Source organism: Cupriavidus sp. 207A1, assembly GCF_057798955.1.
Genome location: NZ_JBYOJO010000005.1, coordinates 91,777 through 118,271, shown reverse-complemented (window position 1 = coordinate 118,271; position 26,495 = coordinate 91,777). Strand labels below are relative to the sequence as shown.

Annotated in this window: 23 protein-coding genes; 3 read left to right on the top strand and 20 right to left on the bottom strand. The window is 66.4% G+C overall.

Annotated features, from left to right (window positions below):
• Window positions 1–2: 2 nt before the first annotated feature.
• The 12 genes from AC3FMM_RS10830 to AC3FMM_RS10775 form a co-directional block, all read right to left on the bottom strand.
• The gene (locus tag AC3FMM_RS10830; protein WP_473704383.1) at window positions 3–1,157 is read right to left on the bottom strand and encodes a CaiB/BaiF CoA transferase family protein; all 1,155 of its coding nucleotides are present in this window, start codon (window positions 1,155–1,157) and stop codon (window positions 3–5) included.
• Entirely contained in the window at window positions 1,154–2,119 is a 966-nt protein-coding gene (locus AC3FMM_RS10825) for a Bug family tripartite tricarboxylate transporter substrate binding protein (RefSeq protein ID WP_473704520.1), read from the bottom strand. The genes AC3FMM_RS10830 and AC3FMM_RS10825 overlap by 4 nt, the downstream gene beginning before the upstream one ends.
• A gap of 44 nt (window positions 2,120–2,163) precedes the next feature.
• Window positions 2,164–3,195 carry an acyl-CoA dehydrogenase family protein gene (locus AC3FMM_RS10820; protein ID WP_488686586.1) on the bottom strand — a complete coding sequence of 344 codons (1,032 nt, stop codon included), beginning with the start codon at window positions 3,193–3,195 and terminating at the stop codon, window positions 2,164–2,166.
• Window positions 3,179–4,351, bottom strand: coding sequence for an acyl-CoA dehydrogenase family protein (locus AC3FMM_RS10815; protein WP_473704381.1), 1,173 nt, complete (start codon window positions 4,349–4,351; stop codon window positions 3,179–3,181). Before AC3FMM_RS10815 ends, AC3FMM_RS10820 begins: the two co-directional genes overlap by 17 nt.
• A gap of 16 nt (window positions 4,352–4,367) precedes the next feature.
• Complete coding sequence (locus tag AC3FMM_RS10810; RefSeq protein WP_488686585.1) at window positions 4,368–5,054, bottom strand: CoA-transferase; 687 nt, start codon at window positions 5,052–5,054, stop codon at window positions 4,368–4,370.
• On the bottom strand, window positions 5,042–5,719 hold the full coding sequence (locus AC3FMM_RS10805) for a 3-oxoacid CoA-transferase subunit A (RefSeq protein ID WP_488686686.1): 678 nt from the start codon (window positions 5,717–5,719) through the stop codon (window positions 5,042–5,044). The genes AC3FMM_RS10810 and AC3FMM_RS10805 overlap by 13 nt, the downstream gene beginning before the upstream one ends.
• A gap of 2 nt (window positions 5,720–5,721) precedes the next feature.
• Entirely contained in the window at window positions 5,722–6,615 is an 894-nt protein-coding gene (locus AC3FMM_RS10800) for a MaoC/PaaZ C-terminal domain-containing protein (protein WP_488686584.1), read from the bottom strand.
• Between the two features lie 7 nt (window positions 6,616–6,622).
• Complete coding sequence (locus tag AC3FMM_RS10795; RefSeq protein WP_025581739.1) at window positions 6,623–7,528, bottom strand: SDR family NAD(P)-dependent oxidoreductase; 906 nt, start codon at window positions 7,526–7,528, stop codon at window positions 6,623–6,625.
• Between the two features lie 4 nt (window positions 7,529–7,532).
• The gene (locus AC3FMM_RS10790; protein WP_473704378.1) at window positions 7,533–8,702 is read right to left on the bottom strand and encodes a thiolase; all 1,170 of its coding nucleotides are present in this window, start codon (window positions 8,700–8,702) and stop codon (window positions 7,533–7,535) included.
• Window positions 8,699–9,097 carry a Zn-ribbon domain-containing OB-fold protein gene (locus AC3FMM_RS10785; RefSeq protein ID WP_488686583.1) on the bottom strand — a complete coding sequence of 133 codons (399 nt, stop codon included), beginning with the start codon at window positions 9,095–9,097 and terminating at the stop codon, window positions 8,699–8,701. The genes AC3FMM_RS10790 and AC3FMM_RS10785 overlap by 4 nt, the downstream gene beginning before the upstream one ends.
• Window positions 9,090–9,932: a tripartite tricarboxylate transporter substrate-binding protein gene (locus tag AC3FMM_RS10780; RefSeq protein ID WP_473704376.1), complete on the bottom strand. Its 843-nt coding sequence runs from the start codon at window positions 9,930–9,932 to the stop codon at window positions 9,090–9,092. Before AC3FMM_RS10780 ends, AC3FMM_RS10785 begins: the two co-directional genes overlap by 8 nt.
• 161 nt (window positions 9,933–10,093) lie before the next feature.
• Entirely contained in the window at window positions 10,094–11,023 is a 930-nt protein-coding gene (locus AC3FMM_RS10775) for a Bug family tripartite tricarboxylate transporter substrate binding protein (RefSeq protein WP_473704375.1), read from the bottom strand.
• 166 nt (window positions 11,024–11,189) lie between these two features.
• On the opposite strand from AC3FMM_RS10775, the gene AC3FMM_RS10770 reads away from it, so the two are divergent.
• Window positions 11,190–12,092 carry a LysR family transcriptional regulator gene (locus AC3FMM_RS10770; protein ID WP_473704374.1) on the top strand — a complete coding sequence of 301 codons (903 nt, stop codon included), beginning with the start codon at window positions 11,190–11,192 and terminating at the stop codon, window positions 12,090–12,092.
• A gap of 41 nt (window positions 12,093–12,133) precedes the next feature.
• Here AC3FMM_RS10770 and garD read toward each other — a convergent pair whose 3' ends face one another.
• On the bottom strand, window positions 12,134–13,699 hold the full coding sequence (gene garD / locus AC3FMM_RS10765) for a galactarate dehydratase (protein ID WP_488686582.1): 1,566 nt from the start codon (window positions 13,697–13,699) through the stop codon (window positions 12,134–12,136).
• A gap of 376 nt (window positions 13,700–14,075) precedes the next feature.
• Between garD and AC3FMM_RS10760 the strand changes: the two genes are divergently transcribed.
• On the top strand, window positions 14,076–15,131 hold the full coding sequence (locus AC3FMM_RS10760; protein WP_115713590.1) for a cyclase family protein: 1,056 nt from the start codon (window positions 14,076–14,078) through the stop codon (window positions 15,129–15,131).
• A gap of 1,534 nt (window positions 15,132–16,665) precedes the next feature.
• Window positions 16,666–16,833 carry a hypothetical protein gene (locus tag AC3FMM_RS10755; protein WP_198036074.1) on the top strand — a complete coding sequence of 56 codons (168 nt, stop codon included), beginning with the start codon at window positions 16,666–16,668 and terminating at the stop codon, window positions 16,831–16,833.
• A 264-nt stretch (window positions 16,834–17,097) separates the two neighbouring features.
• Here AC3FMM_RS10755 and AC3FMM_RS10750 read toward each other — a convergent pair whose 3' ends face one another.
• From AC3FMM_RS10750 to AC3FMM_RS10720, 7 genes are all read right to left on the bottom strand, one after another.
• Window positions 17,098–17,445, bottom strand: coding sequence for a CREC-EF hand family protein (locus AC3FMM_RS10750; protein ID WP_115683321.1), 348 nt, complete (start codon window positions 17,443–17,445; stop codon window positions 17,098–17,100).
• Between the two features lie 199 nt (window positions 17,446–17,644).
• The gene (locus tag AC3FMM_RS10745; protein WP_488686581.1) at window positions 17,645–19,144 is read right to left on the bottom strand and encodes a tripartite tricarboxylate transporter permease; all 1,500 of its coding nucleotides are present in this window, start codon (window positions 19,142–19,144) and stop codon (window positions 17,645–17,647) included.
• 13 nt (window positions 19,145–19,157) lie between these two features.
• Window positions 19,158–19,664 carry a tripartite tricarboxylate transporter TctB family protein gene (locus AC3FMM_RS10740; protein WP_414247838.1) on the bottom strand — a complete coding sequence of 169 codons (507 nt, stop codon included), beginning with the start codon at window positions 19,662–19,664 and terminating at the stop codon, window positions 19,158–19,160.
• A gap of 71 nt (window positions 19,665–19,735) precedes the next feature.
• Window positions 19,736–20,731: a Bug family tripartite tricarboxylate transporter substrate binding protein gene (locus AC3FMM_RS10735; RefSeq protein ID WP_488686580.1), complete on the bottom strand. Its 996-nt coding sequence runs from the start codon at window positions 20,729–20,731 to the stop codon at window positions 19,736–19,738.
• A gap of 81 nt (window positions 20,732–20,812) precedes the next feature.
• A complete protein-coding gene (locus AC3FMM_RS10730) occupies window positions 20,813–21,979 on the bottom strand; it encodes a DSD1 family PLP-dependent enzyme (protein WP_488686579.1) in 1,167 nt (388 codons plus the stop codon).
• Entirely contained in the window at window positions 21,972–25,025 is a 3,054-nt protein-coding gene (locus tag AC3FMM_RS10725; protein ID WP_473703705.1) for an FAD-binding and (Fe-S)-binding domain-containing protein, read from the bottom strand. The genes AC3FMM_RS10730 and AC3FMM_RS10725 overlap by 8 nt, the downstream gene beginning before the upstream one ends.
• 163 nt (window positions 25,026–25,188) lie before the next feature.
• Window positions 25,189–26,409, bottom strand: a complete 1,221-nt coding sequence (locus AC3FMM_RS10720; protein WP_115713596.1) for a pyridoxal-phosphate-dependent aminotransferase family protein — start codon at window positions 26,407–26,409, stop codon at window positions 25,189–25,191.
• Window positions 26,410–26,495 lie beyond the last annotated feature (86 nt).

Sequence of the window (26,495 nt, the reverse complement as noted above, 5' to 3'; positions counted from 1 at the left end):
CGTCAGTGTCCAGGGTTCGTTGTGCCGCCGCCCAGCGTCGGGGCGGGTGCGGGAAAGTCATTTGTGGCTGCCGGTGAGCGGAAGCGCGCAACGATGCGCCGTTGCCCGGCATCGCCGAAGTCGCGTTCGTCGAAGAATCGCACGGCCCTGAGCTGGGCGTCATCCACCAGGTCCTCGACACGATTGACGCGGGCGTGGGGAATATCCGCGCCTTCCAGCAACTCCACCCACTCTTGCGTGGTGCGTGTTGCCATGACTTCGGCCAGGTAGCCGTAGATGGTGTCGTAATTGTCGGCACGCGCAGCGGCCGTCTGGAATCTCGGGTCGGCCTCGAACCTCGGGACCTCGCCGATGGCCTCGAAGAACGAGCGCCAGTGCTTGTCGTTGTAGACCACCGCGGCGATGTACCCGTCTTTGGTCTGGTAGGGCTTGCGGTGCGGCGTGAGCAGGCGGCTGTAGCCCATGGCGCCGGCTGCCGGTTCGAAGGAAGCGCCGCCCAGGTGGTCGCCCAGCACGAACGCGGCCATAGTCTCGAACATGGAGACGCGGATGGTATCGCCGCGTCCGCTGCGCTGCCGGCTGTAGAGCGCTGCGATGGTGGCGTGCGCGGCGGTCAGACCGGTCACGCGGTCGGCAATCAGCGTCGGCACATACTGGGGCGGGCCGCCGGTCTGCCGGGCGAACAAATCCGCCAGCCCGGCCTGGGCCTGGATCACGTCGTCATAGGCGGCGCGTCCGCGCATCGGGCCGCCCTCGGCATAGCCCGACAGTTCGACATATACCAGGCCGGGGTTCAGCCTGCGCACCGCCTCGTGGTCCAGGCCGAGCCGGCGCATGGCCTGCGGCCGGACGTTGTGCACCAGCACGTCGAACGTCGGCAGCATCTCCCTGAGCGTGGCGATATCCGCCTCGCACTTGAGGTCGAGGATGAGCGACTGCTTGCCCTGGTTGGCGTGCAGGAACATCGCGCCCAATCCGGGCGCGCGCTTGTTGCCGGCGTGGCGCATCACGTCGCCTTGCGGCGGCTCGACCTTGACCACGGTGGCGCCGTAGTCGGCCAGGATCTGCGTGCAGACCGGCCCCATGATCACCGAGGTCAGGTCCAGCACGCGCACGCCGGCCAGCGGTCCGGCATTCTGCCCTGCTTCGTTGGTCATTGCTGCTCCACGCCGGCCTTGGCAGCACGGGATGTCCAGATGCCGCGTTGCGCGACGGTGAATGCCGCGAACTCGCGCGTAGTCGCCGGCGCGGCGACCATGCCGAGTCGCGCCAGCTTCTCCACGACGGCCGGGCGGTTAACCGCCTGGTTCACCGTCTGGTTCCATCGCTCCACGATCGCCGCGGGCGTTCCGGCCGGCGCCGCCAGGCCGACCCACACCACCAGGTCGAACTGCTTGTAGCCGGCTTCGGCCATGGTCGGCACGTTCGGCAGCTCGGGCAGGCGCTTCGGGCTGGTAATCGCCAGGCCATTCAGTTTCCCGCCATGCAGGAAGCTCATCACCACCGAGGTGTCGGCGACCATGAAGTCGATCTGGCTGCCGAGCAAATCTGTCACGGCCGGAGGCTGGCTCTTGTAGGGAATCGCATCGGCAGGCACGTTGGCCAGTTGCGAGAAGGTCGCTGCGGCAATTTGCGCCGATCCGCTGCCATAGCCATAGCGCAGGCGGCTCTTCTGCGCATGAGAGGCCATGTCCCGCGCCGACTTGTAGGGCGCATCGGGGCTCGTCACCAGCACCATCGGAATGGTGGCGATGCGGGAGATGTGGACGAAGTCCTTGATCGGATCATAGCCGGGCCGCTTGTACAGTGCCTCGATGCCGGAATGGGTCGAACTGCTGGTCAGCAGCAGCGTGTAGCCGTCTGCCGGCGACTTCGCCACGTGGGTGGCGCCGATGATGCCGTTGGCACCGGGCCGGTTGTCGATGACGACGGTACCGAGTGAGCTGCGCACTTCTTCGGCAACGATGCGGGCAGCGGTATCCGAGGCGCTGCCGGCGGTGAACGGCACCACCAGCTTGACGGGCCGGCTGGGGTAGGAATCGCCTTGCGCGAAAGCTGTGGGCGCAATGACCATTGCGGTCATCGGGGCAGCAAAAAGGGCGGCAATCAGGGCCTTCATCCATGTCTCCTTGTCTGATAGCCGCCATGTTCGCGCCGTAACACTCATGCCAACAAGCGAATTGTGTTCATACAATTATCGTCATCTGGAATATGTTCACAGTACCTCGCCAGCCGCTGAACCTGCGTCCGCCGGTGATAAACGCGCTTCAGGAACAGGTGCGCATCATGCTCCCAGGCAAAGCCAATGCCGCCATGGACCTGGATGGTCAGCCTGGTCGCCTGCGTGGCGGCCGCCACCACCAGGCGAGCCGCGATGCCCGCCACGCCCGGCACCGCGCCATCGTCCAACAGGGCACGGATGGCATAGCGCCCGTTGTCCAGCGCGACCCAGGCGTTGGCCAGGGGATGCTTGATGGCCTGATACTGGCCGATCGGCTTGCCAAACTGGCGGCGTTCTGTTGCGTACGCGACAGCCATATCCAGCGCGGCAGCCGCCGCGCCAAGGGTCTGAGCCAGTTCCACCGCCAGATACCTGCGCAACAGCGCCTGCATGCTGCCCAATGGCAGGTGAAAGCCGGCTTGTGCCGCCGGACTGCCAGCCGGAAGGCTTGCGAGCGCTCCGCACACGTCCAGGCCCGTGACCACCTCGACCTCGGCGCCGTCATAACGCCGGATGTGCCAGGCATCGTCGCGATCATCGGCGCGCGCAAGCCGGTAGTAGCACGCGCGCCGCCCATGGAAATCGATGAAGTGCCGGCTCGCGCCATCCGGCCCCGCCGGGTCCACGCGGCCAACGCCGGGATGCTGCCGCCATGGCAATACGGTGCCGGCACCGAGCAGTTCCGGAACGTGCTGGCACAGCGGATGCAGCACGTAGGCGGAAAAGGCCAGCGGCAGGCTGAGCAAGGACCGCCCCATCATTTCACCCAGGGCAAGCGGGTAATAGGCCTCCGGTTCGGTCTCGCAGTCTGCGAGTTCAAGCCAGCCACCGTCATCGAGGAGCGCCCACTTTGCATAGTGCCCCGGCTCATCCAGCGTAGGGCCGCTGCGTGCATAGGCGACCGGATGCTGCTCGCGCATGAGCCGGTCGAACGACTCGAGCAGCATGTCTTCCGCTTCAGCTTGGATTGGCATGTTTGTCCTTCGGAAGCCCCAGGATGCGCTCCGCAATGATGTTTCGCTGGATCTCGGAGGTGCCAGCCACGATTGTCTCGGCCCGAGACCACAAGAACTCCCTGACGACCGCGGCGTCTTCGCAGTACGCACCGGCAGCGTCAGGCCCGACCATGCCGCGCTCGCCCAGCAGGTCCAGCTGCAGCTCGATCACCTTCTGGCGCGTTTCGCTCCATAGCAGCTTGAGAATCGCGCCATCCGTGCCGGGCGTCTTTCCCGCCGCGACCTGGCTTACCACCTGTTCGACACGCCAGCGAATGACCTGGCAGCTGTCGCTGACCTCGAGCAGCCGATGGCGATAAGCGCCGGTATCCGCGGCGTCAAGCTGCGCCTGCTCCAGCAACGTTCTGGCCCGATCCAGCTCGTGCTCCAGCTGCACCACCCGGGGCAGAAAATAGATGCCGCGCTCGAATTCGGCAGCGGCCATCGCAATGCGCCAGCCGTCGCCAACCTCGCCAACGATGTGCCCGTCCGGTACCCGCACGTCCTCGAAGAACACCTCGTTGTAATCGGCCTCACCGGTCAGCTGGCGGATCGGCTCGACGCGCACCCCGGGCGACCGCATGTCCACCAGCATGAAGCTCAGGCCCCGGTGTCCAACGCTTCCGGCTTCGGTACGGACCAGGGCGAAGCACCATCGCGCCAGGTGCGCCTGGGTGGTCCAGATCTTGTGGCCATTGACGACCCAGCCGCCGTCCGCCCTGGCTGCCCGCGTGCGGACCGAGGCCAGGTCGGAGCCGGAGCCCGGCTCCGAGTAGCCCTGGCACCAGATCTCCGTACCCGCGCGAATGCCGGGAAGAAACTTCGACTTCTGCTCCTCCGTGCCGAACTGCAGCAGCGTCGGCGCGAGAATCGAGTGGGCAATGCTGTTGATCGGTTGCGGTGCGCCGAACTTCGCGCACAGCGCGTGAAAGGCAATCAGGTCCGACGTCGGCAACCCCCGACCGCCCAGCGCTTGCGGCCAGGTCAGCGCGACCAGGTCGGCATCGCAGAGCAGTGCATTCCATCGGATGCGGCACGGCTGGCCAGGATTGGCGTGCGCCGGAAATTCCTCGCGCAGCACTGCCAGGGTGTTCTCCAGCCATGCCTTGGCTTCCGCGACGATGTCTTGCTTCATGTCATTACGCTCCATGTCAGCCGCCTCGCCCGTCCGGTGGCAACGCGATCACGGCTGGCCTGTCGACCGGCCACGCGACCGGTCCGGATATCCACCGGGACAACGATTCAGGCCCCACCCCCGCAATCAGGCGCCGGGGCACGAAGTGGTCGTCCTCCACGTCGAAGACGCCGATCTCCGAATACACCCGGCTGACCACGCCCTGCGCGGTCAGCGGCAGCGAACAGCGGGAAACCAGGCGCGAAGCCGCGCAACGCGTCAGTGTCTCCATCATCACCCACACCGTTGGCGTGCCGACCGCAAGGTCCATGGCACCGCCGACGGACGGCAGCGGATCACCCTCGCCCAGCGCCCAGTTGGCGATGTCACCGTTGGCCGCGACTTCGAATGCGCCCAGCACGGTGATGTCGAGGTGCCCACCCCGCATCATGGTGAAGGACAAGGCGTGGTCGCAAATCGACGCACCGGGCTGGAGCGCGACGTTCTCCTTGCTGGCGTTGATCAGGTCCGGGTCCGGCGGCACTCGCGGGTCGCGTTGCGCCATGCCGAGAATGCCGTTCTCGCTATGCAGGTGAATGCCGAGGCCCGGCGCAATATGCTCAGTCACCAGCGTCGGCATGCCGATCCCTAGATTTACAACGGCATACCGCGGGAAATCTTCCGCCACCATGCGGGCGATCTCGTCTCGGGTCAGGTAGCGCATGATTCTCTCCGGACAACACGGCTGACAAAGACGCTGGGCGTCACGATGTGGCAGGGATCGAGGGCGCCGGTCGCCACGATGGCGTCGGCCTCGACGATGGTGGTCTTCGCCGCCGTACACATGACCGGCCCGAAATTGCGCTGGGCGTACCGGTATTCCAGGTTGCCGAGCCGGTCGGCACGCCAGGCATTGATGAAGGCGTAGTCGGCATGGAGCGGTTGCTCGAGGATGTACCCCCGTCCGTCGATAATCCGCGATTCCTTGCCCGATGCGAACGGCGTGCCGTATCCGGTCGGCGTAAAAAACGGGCCCAGTCCTGCTCCGGCGGCCCGGATGCGCTCGACCAGCGTCCCCTGCGGCATCACGTCCACCTCCAGCTTTCCGGCCAGCACGAGCTCGCGCAGGACTTCAGAGCCCGGCATGCGCGGATAGGAGCAGACAATGCGCCGCACGCGCCCGGCACGCACCAGCGCCACGAAACTGGCGTCGCCCGCGCCGGCGTTGTTGTTGACGAGCGTCAGGTCGGTCACGCTGGTGCGCGCGAGCAATGCCGCGAGCAGCTGCGTCGGGATGCCGGAGCCACCGAATCCCCCCACGAATATCGACGCGCCAGAGCGGATGTCCGCAACCGCCTCTGCGGCGGATGCGATCACTTTGTCCTGCATGGTCATGCCTCCACGGACGCGGATGATTGCCACGCGGCAACGCCGAACGCCAGTTCCCTGCCGCTATCGGCCTCGCTGCAACGGAAGCGCGTCGCATCGGGCGACCGCCAGAGCTCGACCGCAACGGCGCGCCCCGGATACGCCATCCCGCTAAAGCGGATGTCGAGCCGGCAGACGAAGGCGTCCGCGCACGGCGGCGTCGTCATCACCGCCCTGGCCGCCAGGCCCGCCATCGACGCGCCATGCAGGATCGGTGCATCCAGGCCGGCCAGCTTCGCGCTGTCGGGATCGATATGCAGGGGATTCCTGTCGCCGGTGAGCCGGTAGATGGCGGCCTGGTTCCTGCTCACGGGAAGCACCAGGCGATCGTTGGGCTTGCGCTCCGGGGGGCGCGGGATCGGCGGCAAGGCATCGTCCGACTGCGAGGCGTCTCCCGCCGAATAGCCGCCGTCGCCGCGGCAGACATTGACCTGGTCCACGCGCGCGACCGGTTGCCCGGTCTGCGCGTCGAACAGGGACCGTTCGGTCACGACCAGCGCACCGCCGCGCGCGCCCTTGTCCGTGATCTGCGTCACGCGACTGCGACTGACGACTTCGCCGGAAGTCGCAAGCCGGCGCAGCAGCGTCATCCGCATCTCGCCGTTCACGACCCGGCGCCAGTCGATGCCGTGTACCGCGTCCCGCATCCAGAAGCCGGGATACGCGAGGACCGCGACCATCGATGGCAGCATCTTCAGCCTTTCCTCATACAGGTACTCGACCTCATCGCCGATCTCGGGATCATCGCTCAGCCCGGCGCCCACGCCCAGCGCATAAAGAATGCAGTCATCCGGGCCATAAGCGTGGCGCAGCGGCGCGAACGCGGCTGACTTGAGCCGGTGGTAATCAATCGCCATGGTGCGCTCACACCGGGTCCCACGCGAACACTTCCGCGGAGGTATCGAGCGGCATGAACGACTGGCGCAGCGCCGGCATGCCGTGGCTGGCAATCGCCTGCGGGGTCCAGCCGTCGGAACGGTGGACCGATTTGGCCGGGCGCGACTGGCTCATCAGGAAGATCTCGTTGAGGCGGATCGCAAAGACCTGGCCCGACACGCTGGCCGATTCGTCGGACGCCAGATACGCGATCAACGGCGCAATGGTTTCCGGCCCCATGCGCCGGATCTTCTCGATATGGCGCGCCTGCTCGGCGGTCTTGGCCGGAATCGTTTCGGTCATCCGGCTCCAGGCAAGCGGCGCGATGCAGTTCGAGCGCACGTTGAAGCGCTGCATGTCCAGCGCGATCGCCTTGGACAGACCGACGATGCCGAGCTTGGCGGCGCAGTAGTTGGCCTGGCCGCGGTTGCCGATGACCGCGGAATTCGACGTCATGTGGATCAGGCTGCCGCCCGACTGGTCCTTGAAGTGCTGTGCCGCGGCGTGGCTCACGTTGAAGGTGCCGTACAAGTGCACCTTTACGACCGCATCGAAATCCTCCGGCGTCAGCTTGTGGAACATCTTGTCGCGCACGATGCCCGCGTTGTTGACCACGGCGTCGATGCGTCCGAAATTCTTTACCGCCGCCTCGATCATGCGCTGCGCGCCGGCATAGTCGGCCACCGAGTCGCCGTTTGCGACGGCCTTGCCGCCAGCCCGCACGATCTCGTCGACCACGCTCGCCGCCGCGTCCGCGCCGGCCTGCTGGCCGTCCAGCGAGACGCTGAGGTCGTTGACCACCACCGCCGCGCCCTGCCGCGCCAGCTCGATGGCCGCGGCACGGCCGATGCCGTTGCCCGCGCCCGTTACCAAGACGACTTTACCGTTCAGCATTGCTTTATCTCTCAGTTGAAAGGATGGTTGTGGCTTGCGCGCTCAGCACGCCGCCGTTTCCATGGACCAGGCAGGTCCTGGCGTTGCGCACCTGGCGCTCGCCACACTCGCCACGCAACTGGCGCACGGCCTCGACCAGGCCAAACATGCTGTACATGCCGGGGTGGACGCAGGACAGGCCGCCGCCATTGGTATTCACCGGCAGCACGCCGCCGGGAGCGATTCGCCCGTCCTCGACAAAGCGGCCGCCTTCGCCCTTCTCGCAGAACCCAAGGTCTTCGAGAAAAAGAATCGGATTGATCGTGAACGCGTCGTAGAGCTGCACCAGGTCGATCTGGTCCAGGCTCGCCCCGGCCCGCTTCAGGGCCTGGGCGCCGGTGATGCGCGCGTCGGTCACGGTCAGGTCGTCCATGCACGAGATCTGGCGATGGTGATGCGAGGTGGCCGTCCCCAGTACGTAGACCGGCTGGCGTCTCAGGCTGCTGGCGCGATCCGCACTCGTCACCACGATGGCGCCCGCGCCATCCGTCACCAGGCAGCAGTCGCGTACCGTGAACGGCGACGACACCGACTTAGCCCCCAGCACCTCGTCAATCGTCAGCGGCTCGCGCCGGAACGCTTCCGGGTTCAGTTGCGCCCATTTGCGCGCCGACACAGCAACCTCCGCGAGCTGCTCGCGCGTAGTGCCGTACGCATGCATATGCCGCATCGCGGCCAGCGCATAGCTGGTTGGCGGATTGAAGGGCTGGAACGGGTCTTCGAACGGATAGGGGTCCAGCCGTGCGCGTGCGGGCGACGTTGCCGAGACGCTGTTCCCGCCTCGCGGCGTCGCACCGTACGCAATCACGATGTTGCGACACAGCCCTGCCCGGATCGCGGCGGCCGCCGTCAGCAGATGGCCGACGAACGACGCGCCGCCAATCTGCGTGCTGTCCGAAAAGGACGGCCTGAGGTCGAGGTACTCGGCCAGCTTCACCACCCACATCGACGAAGCCAGGCTGGCACTCATCAATCCATCGATCTCTGTCATCGCCAGTCCGGCGTCTGCGACGGCGGCGTGCACGGCGCGCGAGGTAATCTCCAGGTCGGTCTGTCCGCCGGCATCGCCAATGCCCGCAGTGGCACTGCCGGCGATGGCAATGCTGCCGCGCAACGATTGCTCCCAATCGATCATTTGCCGCCCTCCTCAAAGACAATGCGCGGCGGTTCCGTGCTCGCGTCGACGCGGGCAATCAAGCCCATGCCTATTGCCAGCTCGCCGGGGCCGGCGGCCGGAACCGTCGACATCATGCGGAAGCCGTCGGCCATGTCGACCAGCACGACATTCCTGCCCGGGTTGGCGCCCTGCGGCGGAATCTCGGAGTAGGAGTAAAGCCTGCCGGCGGTCGTCATCGGCACCCACTGGTAGTCCGTGCTGCGGCACACCGGGCAATGTGTACGCGGGATAAAGAAGCGCTTGCCGCACCGCTGGCAGCACTGCACCTCCGGCGTGCCGGAGCGAAGCGCTGCGAAGAACGCCAGTTCGGGCGACTCCACACTGCGCACGCCTGCGTCATCGCGATTACTCATCCTTGACCCCCGCCTGTTGGATCACGGCCTTCCACTTGTCCATCTCCGACTGGACGAACGCCTTGTAGGTGGGCAGGTCCATGTTGCCGGGCTCTGATCCGGTCGAGCGGATGTAGTCGGAAGTCGCCTGGCTGGCAATGGCCTTGCGAAAGCCCTGGTTGAGCGTGGCCAGGACCTGCGGCGGTGTGCCGGCTGGCGCGTAGACGCCGACCCAGGTGGTCAGGTCGAAGCCCTTGTAGCCGAGCTCGTTCAGCGTCGGCACCGCTGGGTACTGCTCGCTGCGGCGCGCCGAGGCCACCGCGAGCGGCACGATCTTTCCGGATTTGAGGTAAGCGTTGGCCGTGACCGACTCTGCTACGCCGAAAGGCACCTGCCCCGACACCAGGTCGGCCATCGCAGGGCCTGCGCCCTTGTACGCGACATGCACCAGCGGCAGGCCGCTCTGGACACGCAACAGCTCGCCAACCACATGTGGGGCGCCGCCGATCCCGGCAGTGCCATATGGAATCGACGGATGCGTGCGCGCATAGGTTTTCAGGTCGGCGAACGTCTTCAGGTTCAGGTTTGCGTTCACCAGCACGAAGTTGGGGCTGATGGCCAGCAGCGCGACCGGGTCGAATGCCTTCCTCGCATCGTACGGAAGCGCCTTCTTCAACGCGGGATTGATGACGTGACTGGTCGCGCCGACCAGGATGGTGTATCCGTCCGCGGGCCGGCGCGACACGTATTCCGTCGCGATTTGTCCCGTCGCGCCGGGCTTGTTGTCCACCACGAAGGGCTGCCCGGTCTGCGCCTGCAGGTCCGCCGCGACCTTGCGCGCCAGGATGTCGGTCATGCCGCCAGCCGCGTAGGCCACGACTAGCGTGACGGGCTTGGCGGGATAACTTTCGGCGGCGTGCGCAACGGTGGCGAACGCCGCGATGGCAAAGGGAAGTGCTGATTTCAATGGAGTCTCCTGGTGTTATGACGTGGCCGCGACAGTGCTCGCCATGCCTGCTATTGCGGTTCGACGCCGCTGCGCTTGACGATGTCGCCCCACTTGCGGATTTCCTGGCTCACGAAGTGCTGGAAATCGGCGACCGGCATGCGGCCCGGCGTAGTGCCTTGTTGCCGCAGCATTTCCTGGAATGACGGCTCGTTCATCGCGCTGCGCGCGAGCTCGTTCAGCCGCGCCTGGATCGCGGGCGGCAGCCTTGCGGGGCCGTAGAATCCGATCCAGATCTCGGTTTCGTAGCCCGGCACGCCCTGCTCCGCGACCGTCGGCACATCGGGCAGGACCGCCGCGCGAGTCTTCGTCGTGACGGCCACCGGCGTGAGCTTGCCGGCCTGTATGTACTTGAGCGCAGTCAGCGCATCGACGAACGAAGCCTGTATCTGTCCGCCAAGAAGGTCATTGACGGCCGCGGCGGTGCCTTTGTACGGCACGTGCAGCAGCGGTGCGCCGGTGCGGCTGGCGAGCAAGGCGCCCGATAGATGCGTGGTGCCGCCGGTTCCCGCCGAGCCGTAGCTGACGTTGCCGGAGCGGCGCGCGAACGCGAGCAGTTCCTGGAGATTGCGCGCAGGGACCGATGGATTGACCACCAGCACGCTCGGCGTGCTCGCCAGCAGCGCAATCGGTGCGAAGTCTCGCTCCGTGTCGTAAGGCAGGCGCCTGGTGATCGCCGGATTCACCACATGGGCCGTGGTGGTGACAAGCAGGGTATAGCCGTCCGGCTGCGCGCGGGCGACCTTCTCCGCGCCGATGATGCCGCCCGCGCCTGGGCGGTTTTCCACCAGCACCGGCTGGCCCGTGGCCTTCTGCATCGTTGCGGCCAGCTGTCGGGCCAGCACGTCGGTCATGCCGCCAGCGACGAATGGAACCACCAGCGTCACCGGCTTCTGCGGATAATCGCCGCCCGCCAGTGCGCCTGACGAAAACAGCAGCAAGCAGACGCTGGCCAGGCAGCGCCGCAACGACAAGGTCCGGAACATTTCGTGTCTCCTCCATCTGGCGCGCGGTTTGCCCGCGTCGAATCACTGCAAGGCCCGATGGTAGAGACAGATGCATTCATGACACAATCGACTTCTTCTCATGAATCCAGTCGGTGCAGGAATGAACATAACCTTGCGGCAGTTGCGCCTGTTCCTGGCGGTCTTTGAAACGCAAAGCATTACCGCTGCTGCGGCCAGGCAGAACATCACGCAATCCGCGGCGAGCAAGGTAATTGCCGAACTCGAGACCCAGCTCGGCTTTGCGCTGTTCGACCGCACCACGCGGCGGGTGGAGCCGACCGATGCGGCCATCGAGTTCCATGCCTTTGCCGTCGACGTCATCGCCACCATGCAGGCCGCGACACGCAGCGTCGAGGAGCTCGCAGCGCTGAAGCGCGGCAAGGTCAGCATTGCCGCGTCGCCATTGATGATCTATGGCCTGCTCGCCGCGCCCATTACCGAGTACAGGAAGCGGTTTCCAGGCGTGCGTTTCGAGCTTCACGAGCTTTCCACCGACGAGACAGTGGCAAGCGTGCGCGCCGGCGCGGTCGACTTCGGCCTGGGTGCGGTCGAGGGCGAGCTGCCGGGCGTGGCCTCGGAGGTGGTCTACCAGGGACGCATGCGCGCCGTGGTGAGCATGGATAGCCCGCTGGCAAGCCGCGAGCGGATACGGCTGGCCGACCTTACGCGCTTCAACCACATCAGCCTGCGGCGCTTCTTCAGCGTGCGCAGGACGCTGGACCAGCTGGTTGCGGACAAGGGCGTAGTGTTGCCGAGCGGGGTGGAAGTCGGCACCTTGACCTCGGCGCTAGGGCTGGTCAAGCAAGGCGACAGCGTGCTGATCGCCCCTTCCTATGCCGCGAAGATTGCCGAGGAATGGGGCATGCGCACGATTGCCATCGTCGACATTCCGGCCGATGCGCATCGGCTCTCGCTGATCCAGCGCCGGCTTGGCCGGCCGACGCTGGCTACGCGCAAGTTCCTGCAGGAACTGATTCCGCGGCTGAAGGCGATCAGCGGATAAAGGGCTATGTGCCAGCCCTCAGCCAGCCCTCAGGGCGAAACTCAAGTCACCGGCGCCGGATTGAACAACACCAGCGCATTGCGGATCTGCCAATGCTCCGCCCATGACTTCTTGCCGCTGGCCACGGCCAGCAGCGTGTGGAACAGCTCCCAGCCCACTTCCTCGATGGTTGCTTCGCCGGTGGCGATGCGGCCGGCGTTGATATCCATCAGGTCGTGCCAGCGCCGCGCCAGGTCATTGCGGGTGGAGACCTTGACCACCGGCACTTCCGCCAGGCCGTATGGCGTACCGCGTCCGGTGGTGAACACGTGCAGGTTCATGCCGGCGGCCAGTTGCAGCGTGCCGCAGACAAAGTCGCCGGCGGGCGTGGCGGCATAGATCAGGCCTTTCTGCGTGACCTTTTCCCCCGGGCCGCTGACGCCGTGGATCGGCCCGGTACCGGACTTGACGATCGAGCCCATCGCCTTTTCGACGATGTTGGACAGGCCACCCTTCTTGTTGCCCGGCGTGGTGTTGGCACTGCGGTCGACCTGCCCTCGCTCCAGGTATTGGTCATACCAGGCCATCTGGCGCACCAGCGCCTGCGCCACCTCGGGCGTGGCGGCGCGTGCGGTGAGCTGGTCGATGCCGTCGCGCACCTCGGTCACCTCGGAGAAAATCACCGTGGCGCCGGCGCGCACCAGCAGGTCGGTGGCAAAACCCACCGCCGGGTTGGCGGTGACGCCGGAGAACGCATCGCTGCCGCCGCACTGGACCCCCACCACCAGGTCCGACGCCGGGCAGGTCTCGCGCCGGCGCGCGTTCAGGCGCGCGAGATGCTTTTCCGCCGTGGCCATGATCGATTCGATCATCGAGGCGAAGCCCACGTGCTGCTCGTCCTGCAGGCAGACCACGTCGGGCTCGCCGGCCTTCTGGATCGGAATGGTGCCGGCGCCGATCAGGCGCGCCGGCTGCAGCTTTTCGCAGCCCAGGCTGACGATCATCACCTCGCCGCCGAAGTTGGGGTTCAGCGCGATATTGCGGATGGTGCGGATCGGGATGCCGGCGTCGGGCGCGTCGATGGCCACGCCGCAGCCATAGGTGTGTTCCAGGCCGACCACGTCGTCGACGTTGGGGTACTGCGGCAGCAGTTCTTCCTTGATGCGTCGCACCGCGAACTCGACCACGCCCTCGACGCATTGCACCGTGGTCGTAATGCCCAGGATGTTGCGCGTGCCGACCGAGCCGTCGGCATTGCGATAGCCCTCGAAGGTATAGCCCTCCAGCGGCGGCAGCGGCGTCACGCGCGTGCCGACCGGCAGGTCCTCCAGCCCGGGCGCGTCCGGCATGCGGATTACGCGCTCATTGACCCAACTGCCGCGCGGCAGGTACTTGAGCGCGTAGCCGATCACCACGTTGTAGCGGATCACCGCGTCGCCTTCGCGCAGGTCGGCCAGCGCCACCTTGTGGCCTTGCGGGACGGCTTCGGCCAGCACCAGGCCGCACGGGAACGTGGTGCCTGCCGGCAGGCCGCCGTCATTGGCGACGATGGCGACGTTGTCGGCGGCGTGCATCGCAATGTAGAGGGGGCGCGCCGCCTGCGGGGCCACTGTAGGTGCTGCTGCCATGTTCTCTCCAGCCCCGAAACGTGATCAGAGCATGTGTTACGTTGTCTGACAACATTCTATCCGGTTCGACTCCAATCTGGGTGCGGGTTATCCCTAAATGCCCCGGCATTTCCGGGGGAAGACCTCCTCACATGCGCGTCATGTTGTATGACAACATATGAAGAGAAGGCGCACCACGTCCCTACGCGAGGGGCTTGTGCTGCACCGCATAATGACCGTCACCGCCAGCATGGCCTATAAGGGTGCAACCGGTTTCATGCAGACGAGGCCGGCGAATCGACGCGCCGGCCATGCGCAACGTATGGTCCGGCTCCCCGTTCCATTCCGCATCGCTGGTCGTTCAGCACGGCCAGATACACGACAGGAGGCATGACTCATGCGCTGGAAGCAACGTCCGCAAGGTTCCAACTGGGGAGATTTTGGCCCCGACGACCAGCTCGGCCGCATCAACCTGATCGGGCCCGAGCAGGTCATCAAGGGCGCGCGCGAGGTGCAGGCCGGCCTGAGCTTCTGCCTGTCGCTGCCGCTGGACTACCCTGGCGGCAACAAGCTCAATCCGCGCCGTCATCCGCCGGTGCTGCGGCCGACCTTCCGTGACGACGCGCCGTACACCAACTTCCCGCTGGCAAAGATGGATCCTGCCGCCACTGATGTGATCAGCGACGACCAGGTGCTGATGTGCCTGCAGTACAGCACGCAATGGGACGCGCTGGCGCATGTGGGCGCGCTCTTCGACGCCGACGGCGATGGCCGCGCCGAGCGGGTCTACTACAACGGCTACCGCGCCAACGAGCATATCGTCGGCCCGGTCGACTATGCCGAGGACGACAACTTCGCGGCGCACCCCTGCGGCCACGATCACAGCGCGGCGCACGCGCTCGGCATCGAGAACTTCGCGGTCAAGGGCATGCAGGGACGCGGCGTGCTGGTCGACCTGGCTCATGTCTTCGGCATGGACTTCCGCAATGTCGGCTACGACGACCTGATGCGCGCAATGGAGGCCGCCAGGGTGGAAGTCGAACGCGGCGACATGCTGCTGCTGCGCACCGGCTTTGCCGAAGTGGTGCTGTCGATGCAGCGCGAGCCGGACGAGGCCGTGCTGCATCACAGTTGCTGCGCGCTCGACGGGCGTGATGACAAGCTGCTGAACTGGATCACCGATGCTGGCATCGCGGCACTGATCGCCGATAACTATGCGGTGGAGCGCTACCCTGCCCGCCCGGCACCCGACGGCGAATCGCACCATCCGTTGCTGCCGCTGCATCACCATTGCCTGTTCAAGCTGGGGTTGCCGTTGGGAGAGCTGTGGTATTTGCGGGAGCTGGCGGACTGGCTGAGGGGGAATCGGCGTACGCGGTTCCAGTTGACGGCGCCGCCGTTGCGGTTGCCCGGGGCGGTTGGGTCGCCGGTTACGCCGGTTGCTACGGTGTAAGGGTGCCCATCTTGGGCATTTTGGGCTGGGATCGCTCTTGGCGGGCGCGGCTGTTTCGCCGGCGTAGCCGGCGAGTCACTTTGGCCGGAGCGCCAAAAAGCAGCCAAAAAACGCGTCGCCTGTGCGGCTGGCAATCAATTTCACGGTGTTGGTGGCTCGGGCGGTGGTGCTTTCCGCTTGGGCGTGGTTGCCCGTTCGGCGCTGCTACGCTATGTGAGTCAGGGATAGTGCCTGCGATCACCCACTATTGGACAATCCCAATGAGGGTGTAGGCAGCCTGCTGCCGGCCGTATCGCGGGGACGCCTGCGGCTGCTGCGCAGGCTCGATTGCGCTGGCGGGTATTGGGCGTTTGCGCGAAGGCAGCCAAATGCGTCTGGCGATTCGCCAGCCAAGCTAACCGGCCGACAGCGCCAAGCGAGCGCAGCGATGCGTCCCGTGCCAGGGCCCACGCCGCGCGATAGGGCCGGCGCGCAGCGCAGCCGTAGGCGTTCCTACGGCAAGGTCCGCAGCAGGGACCACCCACCGCTCTGGGCTCGTTCAACCTGCACTTCAACGCCCCTGCCACCGTGGCGCACCCCTGCGGCAGGCAGTCCCGCTATGCGAGGAAGCAAAGCCCCGTACGAAAGCCCCCGGGCACACTACGATAAGACATGCCGCCCGCAGGGCAATCACGCGTTTTTTGGTTACTTTTTGGCGCTCGGCCAAAAAGTGACCCGCCCAGCAGGGCGGAACCACGCGGTTCAAAAGCCGACAGCATGTCACCAACAGCAACCACTCAAATCCCACCCCCGAAGCGAGCCGACCGCAATCCCAGTCAACCATGCCACCAACCCTTCTACATCAAGAAGTCGGCAACTCCTCTTCCAACACCCGTTCCAACTGCGCCTTCACCAACCCCAATAAGCAAAACGCCCCAAAAGCCCCCTCCTACCATTCACTCTGCTGCTCTAGCAGTGCAAGCACGCCGTCTATTCCCGCTGCCACTGCCAAAAGACTGTACCGCGCCGTTGATAGATCGATTTCCGACATAGGCCCCTCCAATCGTTACCTGAAGGTCCACCGCACAACGCTAGCGGAGGGCGGCGGGCCTGACGACGAGGGTGGAAGACCGATGCAAACACCAAGCCGGCCAGCCTTGCGGCTGCCTCGTGTCGGCCCGCCATGGATGACAAGCGCGTATGCGGAGACAGGCGGCGTCGAAGACGCCGACCTGTGGTGCTTGCAGTTCGGGCTTCCACGCCCGGCCATCGTTGTGTGCGATGACCGTGTCAGTCTCCCGCATCAGAGTCAGGAACTCGATAGGACAGTTCCCATTCCTGCGCGGACGCAGCATCGTGCCGTCGCTGCGCCCGCTCGCAAATAGTCGATCTCCGAAACGATTCCGCAAGACCTGCCGTGGGTGGTGAAGCGACGTGAATCTGCAGTCGTGACTTCGTGGATGCTCCTGCCCTCTCCCCCCAACCCTTGCATGTTCTCGGAACGTTGTTCTGAACGCATGCAGGAGAGTAGCGACCCCCGGGCCTGACCACGAGGATGGGTGGCCGAAAGCTGCGTGAAGACAATGAAGCGCAACTACGTCGCCTTCATGCCCGCGACAGCGCTTCCTTGCATTCAACGGTGACGACATCCGCCGACCTTGAATTGATCAACGTTTCCGGCTTCTTCACCAATCACCTGATCGCCATCGGCGATCTGATATGAAATGTTTTGGGCCTATAAATGAAATTATTCGTTTGTGGTACGGGCGCCACGTGTTTGGTCGCTCGTTAGTTTCGGGCAACAAGTCGTACTACTACGTTTGCGGCTTTAGTGAAGCGTGGCAGGCAGCGCGGAAACCGCTGATCTGACCAATCGCGGCACGCTGTAGCGATGACCTGACGGAGTCCTTTTCCAGGAGCGAGCGGTACTGCCCCTTACCGCCCGCTCCGTCACCTTGTAAGGTCTGAACCTGAGCGTATCAGTCCTTTAGTTCCAGATCGGATCTTCCTTCTGCATCTGATCCTTGGTCTTCTTCATCCAGTACGAACCGATCTGACGTTCCGTGACAGACCCCTTCTTTTTGGCGTCAATCTTGTCGAAATTCGCGTAGACCTGGGGCATGCCTGCCTGCGCTTCATCGCGGGTCAGCTTGCCGTCGTGATTGGCATCGGCCGCCTTGAATCGCTCCGCAATCAAGGCCTTGGCTTGTGCCGTAGTCGGTGGTGCTTTGGGAACCTCGCCTTGTGATCCTTGAGCCGACTGGGCGCTCACTCCTAGAGAAGTGAGTGCCATCAGGACTGCGAAACCAACTGCCGGCAATTTGCGTACGGTCATGTCGCTCTCCTCAAGTCATAGTGTTGTTTGGAGCCGTGGAACAGGAAGGCCTGCTGGCCGAATATCCCGTGAGCCCTGGCTCGCTCAGTATTCTACGTGCGTACGGGGCATCACGAGTAGGCGGAATCCGCTTTCACAAGGGGCTACCGCCAACGCGTTCCCAGAACATACTGGCCCGCCAAGCACGGCGACCCGACCCTCAGGCAACCCCCTTCCTCCCCCGCATCCTCAAATCACTAACCACCGGCCACACCAGCACAAAAACCGCCAGCCCCATGATCGTCCCCACCAGCCCGTTCGACCAGAACACATCCAGCGCCCCGGACGACACCAGCATGGTCTGGCGGAAGGCGTCCTCGGCCCGATCCCCCAGCACCAGCGCCAGCACCATCGGCGCCAACGGATAATCCAGCTTCTTCAACACATACCCGACCACGCCGAAGCCCAGCATCAGCCAGACATCGAACAACGCGCCGTTCACGGTGTATGCGCCGATCGCGCAGATCACCAGGATCAGCGGCGCGATGATCGAGAACGGGATGCGCAGGATCGCCGCGAACAGCGGCACCGTCGACAGCACCACGATCAGCCCGACGATATTGCCCAGGTACATGCTGGCGATCAGCCCCCATACGAACGGCCCCTGCTCGGCGAACAGCAGCGGCCCCGGCTGCAGGCCCCAGATCATCAGGCCGCCCAGCAGCACCGCCGCGGTGGCGGAGCCGGGAATGCCCAGTGCCAGCATCGGCAGCAGCGCGCTGGTGCCGGCCGCTTGCGCCGCCGTCTCGGGTGCGACCACACCTTCGACATTGCCCTGCCCGAACGAGTCGGGATCCTTCGCCATGCGCTTGGCCACGCCATAGCCCATGAACGACGCCGCGGTGGCGCCGCCCGGGGTGATGCCCAGCCAGCAGCCGATCACCGACGAGCGCACCACGGTCAGCCAGTAGCGCGGCAGTTCGGCCCAGGTCTTCAGCACCACCTTCAGGTCGATGCGGGCCTGCTTGCCGCGGAAGGCCACGCCCTCTTCCATCGTCATCAGGATCTCGCTGATGCCGAACAGGCCGATCACCGCCACCAGGAAGTCGAAGCCGCGCAGCAGCTCGGTGGAGCCGAAGGTCATGCGCAGCGTGCCCGAGACCGTGTCCATGCCGACCGCGGCCAGCACGAAACCCAGGCACATCGCGATCAGGATCTTGGGCTTTGACTCCTTGCCCATGCCGACAAAGCTGCAGAAGGTCAGCAGGTACACCGCGAAGAACTCGGGCGGGCCGAAGCGCAGCGCGAACTTTGCCACCATCGGCGCGAGGAAGGTGATCAGCAGCACGCCGGCCAGCGCCCCCAGGCACGAGCCGGTGAAGGCCGAGGTCAGCGCCTTGCCGGCCTCGCCGCGCTGCGCCATCGGGTAGCCGTCGAAGGTGGTGGCCACCGACCAGGCTTCGCCCGGAATATTGAACAGGATCGAGGTGATCGCGCCGCCGAACAATGCGCCCCAGTAGATGCAGGACAGCATGATGATGGCCGACACCGGGTCCATCGAAAACGTCAGCGGCAGCAGGATCGCCACGCCGTTGGGCCCGCCCAGGCCGGGCAGCACGCCCACCACGATGCCGAGCAGGATGCCGACGAACATCAGCCCGACGTTCTGCCACGACAGCGCCACGGCGAAGCCGCCCATCAGTGCATTGAGTTCATCCATGATCCGCCCCTCCCTAGTAGCCCAGCGCCGCTTCCAGCGGGCCCTTGGGCAGCGGCACGCGGAACTGGATCTCGAAGATCCAGAACAGCAAGGCATTGATGCCCACCCCGACCAGCGCGGCCTTCCACCACGCCGCCTTGCCCACCCAGACCATGAAACCGGCCACGAAGGCGGCCGATGCCACGTAGATGCCGAGCAGCCCGATCAGGCTGACATACACGGTCAGCGGCACCAGGATCACGCCCACCTGCCGCAGCTGCTGCCACGTTGCAAATACCGCGTTGCGGTCCGCGCGCAGCGCCTGCACGCCCACCAGCACGCTGCAGACCAGGATGATGATCCCGACCCGCATCGGGAAATAGCCTGCTTCCGGCCCGTCCGGCGCCCAGCCGGCGCCGATGCCGTGGTTGCTCCAGATCACGACCAGCGCACCGGCCAGCAAGCACAGCGCCACCGCCAGTTCCACCGCCCTGACCGAAATGCCGGCGCCCGCATGCGCCGTTTCCTGTTGTGCTTCCATGTTGTCCCCCGCCTTGCTTCAGGCCATCGGCTGCGCCGCGCGGCGCAGCCCGTTGATGATCCGCGCCAGCGTCAGCGCGCGGCGACGAAGCCCGCCTCCTTGATGATGTCGCGGTGCGCGGCTTCGTCGCGCGCCAGGAAGTCGGTCAGCGCCTTGCCGGTCAGGAAGTCGTTCTTCAGTGCGTTCTTCTCCAGGTATTCCTTCCACTCCGGCGTGGCCACGATCTTTTGCATGAGGTCCACGTAGTACTTCTGCTGTTCGGGGGTCACGCCGCCCGGCATCATGAACACGCGCAGCATCTGGTATTGCACGTCGAGGCCCTGCTCCTTGCAGGTCGGCACGTCATGCCAGCTCTGGGTCTGCGTGACCTTGCCGTTGTAGGCCATGCGCTCCGGCGCGAACACGCACAGCGCGCGATGCTCGCCGGCGCGCCACTGGCCGATCGATTCGGACGGGTTGTTGACGTTGGCGTCGATATGCTGGCCCGACAACTGCGTGGCGGCCTCGCCGCCGCCCTTGTACGGCACGTAGATGAAGCGGGTGCCGGTCTTCTTCTGCACCAGCGCGCTGATGATCTGGTCTTCGCGCTTGGAACTGGTGCCGCCGACCTTGATCTTGCCCGCGCTGGCCCTGGATGCGTCGATAAACTGGGCGACGGTCTTGTACGGGGCCGCGGCATTGGTCCACAGCACGAACTCGTCCTGCGCGATCATCGCCACCGGGGTCAGGTCGCGCCAGCTGAACGGCAGGTGGCTGACCATCGGCACCGTGTACAGCGCCGACGAGGCCACCAGCAGCTTGTGCGGGTTGCCCTGCGATGCCTTGGTATCCATCAGCCCTTCGGCGCCGCTGGCGCCCGCCTTGTTCAGCACGATCACCGGCTGGCTCATCAGCTTGTGCTTGGCGATGATGCCCTGGATCGACCGCGCCATCTGGTCCGAGGCGCCACCGGCGCTGAACGGCACCACGATCTCGACCGGCTTGGCCGGCTCCCATGCCCATGCGCTGAGGCAGGCCGTGGCACCCACCACGGCCGCCAGGATCTGCCTGACTGTGTTGCGTTGCATCGTTGGTCTCCTTTGGCTTTGACTACCCGGTGCCGCTTGCCGCGGCTCTTCTCTCTTCTTTTTCTGCGCTGCCACGCGGCATCAGCGGCTCAGGCCGCGCGCCGCGATGTCCCACAGCTCGGCCACGTGCCCGTCGCGGCAGCAAACGTATTGCGCGTGCAGGTTCGCGGTGGGATCACAGTGGCCGGGCACCAGCCAGAGCTTGCTGCCCAGCAGGTTCTGGCCGTCTTGGTCCAGCACCTGCAGCACCCCGTGCTCGTCGTTGGCCGCGACATAGCGCAACCACTCGCTGCCCGGGCCGGACCACACGCGTGGCAGGCCGGAATCCACCGCTAGCGACTTCAGGCCCGCATCGCACACCGCCACGCCGGCGCGCGCGGTGCTCATCACCGTGGTCGCCAGGAACAGGCCGTGGCGGGGCTGGAAGCGCCCGGGCCATTCGCTGGCGCCATAGTGGCCGTCCAGGAACACGTAGCTGCCGGGCTGGATCTCGGTATAGACGCCGCTTTCGCAATCGAACTCCGCGGTGCCGCTGCCACCACCGGTGATGACTGGGCAGGCGATGCCGCGGGCACGCAGGTGCGCCACATAGGCGCCCGCCTGTTCGGCGGCGCGCCGGGCCGCGCCGCGGCGCTGCGTCCAGTGCGCCAGGTGCTGGGCGCCGCCGTGATACGCCTGCAGCCCGCCGAAACGCAGCGACCGCGCCGCGCCGATCGCATCGGCCAGCCGGCTCAGCGCTTCGGGGCTGTCGACGCCGCAACGCCCCTGCCCGACATCGGCTTCCGCCAGCACGGTGATGCGCACCCCGCCGGCCGCCGCGGCGGCGGCGATCGCGGCGACCTGGCGCACGTCATCCACGCACACGCTCAGGTCCACATGCCGGGCCAGCTCCACGGCCATCGCCAGCTTGTCGGCGCCGACGAACTCGTTGCTGATGTGGATGCTGGCGATGCCGGCGGCGGCAAACGGATAGGCCTCGCTGAGCTTCTGGCAGCAGATGCCCACCGCGCCGGCGGCAAGCTGCCGCTGCGCGATCGCGACCGACTTGTGCGCCTTGGCATGCGGGCGCAGCGCCACGCCGCCGGCATCGGCCAGCGCCTGCATCCGCGCCACATTCTGGTCAAAGGCATCGAGGTCGACCAGCAGCGCCGGCGTGTCTACGTGCTCGACGCGATCGCCGATCCTTGCCGCCGGCGGCGGCTGCAGGCGGGCACGGTCGTGGACCGGATTGCGCATCGGCTCAGTCATGGCGGCTGCCCTCCAGCGCCATCGCCAGCACCCGGGCCACATGCACAGCCTCGGCATTCGCACCGTCTCGGATCTGGTGGCGGCAACTGGTGCCGTCCGCGACCACGATGGCATCGCCGGCGCGCCGGCGCACCGCTGGCAGCAGCGACAGCTCGGCCATCGCCTGCGACGCTGCGAAATGCTCCGCCTCATAGCCAAAGCTGCCGGCCATGCCGCAGCACGACGACTCCACCGGCGCCACCTTCAGGCCGGGAATCCACCCCAGCACGGTCTGCACCGGGGTGAAGGCATCGAACGCCTTCTGGTGGCAGTGCCCGTGCACGATGGCCTCGGACACCCGCAGCGGCTGCAGCGGCAGCGCCAGCCGGCCCGCCTGGCGCTCGCGCACCAGGAACTCCTCGAACAGGAACGACAGGCTGGCCAGCTGGCGCGCCTCGTCGCCATAGCCATAGCCCAGGAACTCATCGCGCAGCGACAGCAGGCACGACGGCTCCAGGCCGACCACCGGCACGCCGCGCTCCACGAACGGGCGCAGCGTATCGAGCAGGCGCCGCGCCTCGGCCTTCGCCTGGTCGACCAGGCCCGCGGCGAGGAAGGTCCGGCCGCAGCACAGCGGACGTTCGCCTGCCCGGGTATTGAAGTGCACGGTATAGCCCGCGGCTTCCAGCACCGTCTGCGCGGCGCGCGCATTGTCGGGCTCCATGTAGTTGCTGAAGGTATCGACGAAGAGCAGCACCTCGCGCCCATCGGCCTTGCTGCCCGCGGCGTTGCCCTCGCCGCGGCCGCGCGCAAGGAACGGCGCGGTGAAGCGCGGCAGCGACCGCTGCGGGGCAAACCCCAGCGCGCGCTTGATCCAGCCGGACACCCCAGGCAGGCTGTCGGCCAGCGCCAGCAGGCCCGGCACGCGGCTCGCCGCCGGCGCATAGCGCGGCAGGAATGCGACCATGCGCTCGCGCAAGCTGATGCCGTGCCGGCTGGTCCAGGCGTGGCGCGCCTCGATCTTGAACTTCGCCATGTCGACGCCGGTCGGGCAGTCGCGCTTGCAGCCCTTGCACGAGACGCACAGGTCCAGCGCCTCCTTGACTTCCGCACTGGCCAGCCCGTCGCTGCCGAGCTGCCCGGTCAGCGCCAGCCGCAGCGTGTTGGCGCGGCCCCGCGTCACGTGCTGCTCGTCCTTGGTCACGCGATAGCTGGGGCACATGGTGCCGGCGTCGAACTTGCGGCAGTGGCCGTTGTTGTTGCACATCTCCACGGCCGACGCCAGGCCATGCGTGGCGGTATCGCTGCCCGTGCCCGGGGCGGTCTCGGCGCCCGTCATCGGGTCGCGCCGCACGTTCCACGCCGACCAGTCCAGCGCCGGGGTCAGCGGCAGCGCAGCATAGCCGGGCGCAAAGCGGAAGTTCTCGCGCGCGTCCATGCGGGGCGGGCGCACGATCTTGTCGGGATTGAAGCGGTTGTCCGGATCGAACAGCGCCTTGATCTCGCTGAACGCGGCATTGATGCGCGGGCCGTATTGCCAGGCCACCCATTCGCCGCGGCACAGGCCGTCGCCGTGCTCGCCGGAATACGCGCCCTTGTATTCGCGCACCAGCTCGGCCGCCTCTTCCGCGATCTCGCGCATGCGCAGCGCGCCGTCGCGGCGCATGTCCAGGATCGGCCGCACGTGCAGCGTGCCGACGCTGGCGTGGGCGTACCATGTGCCCTCGGTCTCGTGCTTGTGGAAGACCTCGGTCAAGCGGCGGGTGTATTCGGCCAGGTGCCCGAGCGGCACCGCGCAATCTTCGATGAACGAGACCGGCTTGCCGTCGCCCTTCATGCTCATCATGATGTTCAGGCCGGCCTTGCGCACATCCCACAGCGCCTTCTGCGCCTTCTCCTCCGGCATCTTCACCACCGAGCCCGGCAGGCCCAGGTCGGCCATCAGCTCGGCCAGCCGGTCCAGCTGCGCCAGCAGCGCCTGGCGGTCGTCGCCGGCGAATTCCACCAGCAGGATGGCCTGCGGATCGCCGGCCAGCGCACGCTCGACCACCGGGCGGAAGGCCGGGTTCTCCATCGACAGGTCGATCATGGTGCGGTCGACCAGTTCCACCGCCACCGGTTGCAGCGTGACGATATGCTGCGTCAGGTCCATCGCCTGGTAGAAGGTGGGGAAGTTGACCACGCCCAGCACCTTGTGCGCCGGCAGCGGCGCCAGCTTCAGCGTGAGCTGGCGGCTGCAGGCCAGCGTGCCTTCGGAACCGACCAGGATATGCGCGAGGTTGGCGTGGCCGTCGTCGGTATAGGCGCGCGGGTTCTGGCAGTCGAACAGGTCGATGTTGTAGCCGGCGACGCGGCGCAGCACCTTGGGCATGCGCTCGGCGATCTCGCCGCGCTCGCGCGTGGCGATGCGCTGCAGCCCATGAAGGATGCCCTCGGTGCGTCCGGCCGCCACTGGTTGCGCGAGCGAACCGAAGTGGCAATCGCTGCCGTCCGCCAGCACGGCATCGATGGCCAGCACGTTATGCACCATGTTGCCGTAGGCAATCGAGCGCGAGCCGCACGAGTTGTTGCCGGCCATGCCGCCGATGGTGCATTGCGCCCCCGTGGAAACGTCCACCGGGAACCACAGCCCGTGCGGCTTGAGCCAGGCGTTCAGGTGGTCCAGCACGATGCCGGGCTCCACCGTCACCGTGCGCGCGCCGGCATCGAAAGCGACCACGTTGTTGAGCCACTTGCTGGTGTCGATGACCAGCGCCTCGCCCACGGTCTGGCCGCACTGGCTGGTGCCGGCGCCGCGGGCCAGCACCGGCATGCGCTGGTCGCGCGCGATGTCGAGCGCGCGCACCAGGTCGTCCTGGTCGCGCGGCACCACCACGCCGAGCGGCATGATCTGGTAGATCGAGGCGTCGGTGGCATAGCGGCCGCGGGCGGCGCGGTCGAACAGCACGTCGCCGCGCAGTTCCTTGCGCAGCAGCGCCGACAGCGGCGAGAGCGGCGAGGGGGCCCGGCGCTGCGCGGGCACCAGGTGGATCGGCTTGACCAGCAGGGAGGACGAAGTCATGTTCATGGCATGCAAGAAACAAGGGCGCGCGCCCACGGCGATGCATGCGGCCGCCTGCGGTGGGCGCATGTCGTGGTGATGCCTTGGCAAGGAAATCAGGCAGGCGGCGGACCGTGCCGCGCCTGCCATGGCCTGCGCGGCTCGGTCGGCTGCGCTTGGGTGGCTGCGCTCAGGCGGCGGCCTTGAGCACCGGCTTGTCGGCGTGCGCGGCGAGCGACGCCATCGCCGCGGCTACGCCGCTGCCGGCAAGCGGCACGCCTGCCAGCTTCAGCCCCATCTCGCAACCGGCGAGCGTCGCCATCAGGGTCAGGTCATTGCAATCGCCGAGATGGCCGATGCGGAACATGCGGCCGCGCATCTTGCCCAGCGCCTGCCCCAGCGACATGTCGAAGCGCTCGTAGATGAGCTTGCGCACAGCATCGGCGTCGACGCCGTCGGGCATCATCACGCCGGTCAGCACCGGGCTATACACCGCCGGGTCGGCGCACTGGATCTGCAGGCCCCAGGCGCGCACGGCCTGGCGTGTCGCCTCCGCCAGCCGCTGGTGGCGGGCGAAGACCTGTTCCAGGCCCTCGCCCAGGATCATGTCGAGCGCTTCGGACAGGCCGTACAGCAGGTTGGTGTTGGGCGTGTACGGCCAATAGCCGTTCTTGTTGGCCTCGATGATCTCGGCCCAACCCCAGAACGCGCGCGGCAGCCGGGCGTGCTGGCTGGCGGCGATCGCCCTGGGCGAGAGCGCGTTGAAGCTGATGCCCGGTGGCAGCATCAGGCCCTTCTGCGAGCCCGACACGGTCACATCCACGCCCCACTCGTCATGGCGGTAGTCGGCCGAACCCAGGCCGGAGATCGTGTCCACCAGCAGCAGCGCCGGGTGCCCGGCGGCATCGATGGCCCGGCGCACCGCGGCGATATCCGAGGTCACGCCGGTCGAGGTCTCGTTGTGCACCACGCAGACAGCGCGAATCTCATGGCCGCGGTCCTCACGCAAGCGCGCTTCGATCATGTCCGCCTGCACCCCGCGGCGCCAGCCCTCGATGCCGGGCAGGCCCAGGAATTCCGGCCGCAGACCCAGCGCCTCGGCCATCTTTTTCCACAGGGTGGCGAAATGCCCGGTCTCGAACATCAGCACCTGGTCGCCCGGGCTGAGCGTGTTGGTCAGCGCCGCTTCCCAGGCACCGGTGCCTGACGCCGGATAGATGATCACCGGATGCCGGGTCTTGAAGATTTCCTTGATGCCGGCCAGCACCTTGCGGCCGAGCGCGCCGAACTCCGGCCCGCGGTGGTCGATGGTCGGGTAACTCATCGCACGCAGGATGCGATCGGGCACCGGGCTCGGGCCCGGGATCTGCAGGAAGTGACGGCCAGAGGGATGGAAATCGAGGTGAACCATGGAAATCGCGCCTCCTTGTTGTTTTATGAATTTTGAATGCAATCGACTATAGCAGAGCGATCGATGTGATCCAAGGCGGAACTTAC

Coding starts and splice junctions, on each gene's coding strand:
- AC3FMM_RS10760 (WP_115713590.1), top strand. CDS start 14,076: ATGCGCTGGAAGCAACGTCCGCAAGGTTCCAACTGGGGAGATTTTGGC.
- AC3FMM_RS10825 (WP_473704520.1), bottom strand. CDS start 2,119: ATGAAGGCCCTGATTGCCGCCCTTTTTGCTGCCCCGATGACCGCAATG.
- AC3FMM_RS10730 (WP_488686579.1), bottom strand. CDS start 21,979: ATGACTGAGCCGATGCGCAATCCGGTCCACGACCGTGCCCGCCTGCAG.
- AC3FMM_RS10725 (WP_473703705.1), bottom strand. CDS start 25,025: ATGAACATGACTTCGTCCTCCCTGCTGGTCAAGCCGATCCACCTGGTG.
- AC3FMM_RS10755 (WP_198036074.1), top strand. CDS start 16,666: ATGGGTGGCCGAAAGCTGCGTGAAGACAATGAAGCGCAACTACGTCGC.
- garD (WP_488686582.1), bottom strand. CDS start 13,699: ATGGCAGCAGCACCTACAGTGGCCCCGCAGGCGGCGCGCCCCCTCTAC.
- AC3FMM_RS10815 (WP_473704381.1), bottom strand. CDS start 4,351: ATGAAGCAAGACATCGTCGCGGAAGCCAAGGCATGGCTGGAGAACACC.
- AC3FMM_RS10720 (WP_115713596.1), bottom strand. CDS start 26,409: ATGGTTCACCTCGATTTCCATCCCTCTGGCCGTCACTTCCTGCAGATC.
- AC3FMM_RS10805 (WP_488686686.1), bottom strand. CDS start 5,719: ATGCAGGACAAAGTGATCGCATCCGCCGCAGAGGCGGTTGCGGACATC.
- AC3FMM_RS10750 (WP_115683321.1), bottom strand. CDS start 17,445: ATGACCGTACGCAAATTGCCGGCAGTTGGTTTCGCAGTCCTGATGGCA.
- AC3FMM_RS10790 (WP_473704378.1), bottom strand. CDS start 8,702: ATGATCGATTGGGAGCAATCGTTGCGCGGCAGCATTGCCATCGCCGGC.
- AC3FMM_RS10740 (WP_414247838.1), bottom strand. CDS start 19,664: ATGGAAGCACAACAGGAAACGGCGCATGCGGGCGCCGGCATTTCGGTC.
- AC3FMM_RS10780 (WP_473704376.1), bottom strand. CDS start 9,932: ATGACCGACATCCTGGCGCGCAAGGTCGCGGCGGACCTGCAGGCGCAG.
- AC3FMM_RS10745 (WP_488686581.1), bottom strand. CDS start 19,144: ATGGATGAACTCAATGCACTGATGGGCGGCTTCGCCGTGGCGCTGTCG.
- AC3FMM_RS10770 (WP_473704374.1), top strand. CDS start 11,190: ATGAACATAACCTTGCGGCAGTTGCGCCTGTTCCTGGCGGTCTTTGAA.
- AC3FMM_RS10830 (WP_473704383.1), bottom strand. CDS start 1,157: ATGACCAACGAAGCAGGGCAGAATGCCGGACCGCTGGCCGGCGTGCGC.
- AC3FMM_RS10820 (WP_488686586.1), bottom strand. CDS start 3,195: ATGCCAATCCAAGCTGAAGCGGAAGACATGCTGCTCGAGTCGTTCGAC.
- AC3FMM_RS10735 (WP_488686580.1), bottom strand. CDS start 20,731: ATGCAACGCAACACAGTCAGGCAGATCCTGGCGGCCGTGGTGGGTGCC.
- AC3FMM_RS10800 (WP_488686584.1), bottom strand. CDS start 6,615: ATGGCGATTGATTACCACCGGCTCAAGTCAGCCGCGTTCGCGCCGCTG.
- AC3FMM_RS10810 (WP_488686585.1), bottom strand. CDS start 5,054: ATGCGCTACCTGACCCGAGACGAGATCGCCCGCATGGTGGCGGAAGAT.
- AC3FMM_RS10795 (WP_025581739.1), bottom strand. CDS start 7,528: ATGCTGAACGGTAAAGTCGTCTTGGTAACGGGCGCGGGCAACGGCATC.
- AC3FMM_RS10785 (WP_488686583.1), bottom strand. CDS start 9,097: ATGAGTAATCGCGATGACGCAGGCGTGCGCAGTGTGGAGTCGCCCGAA.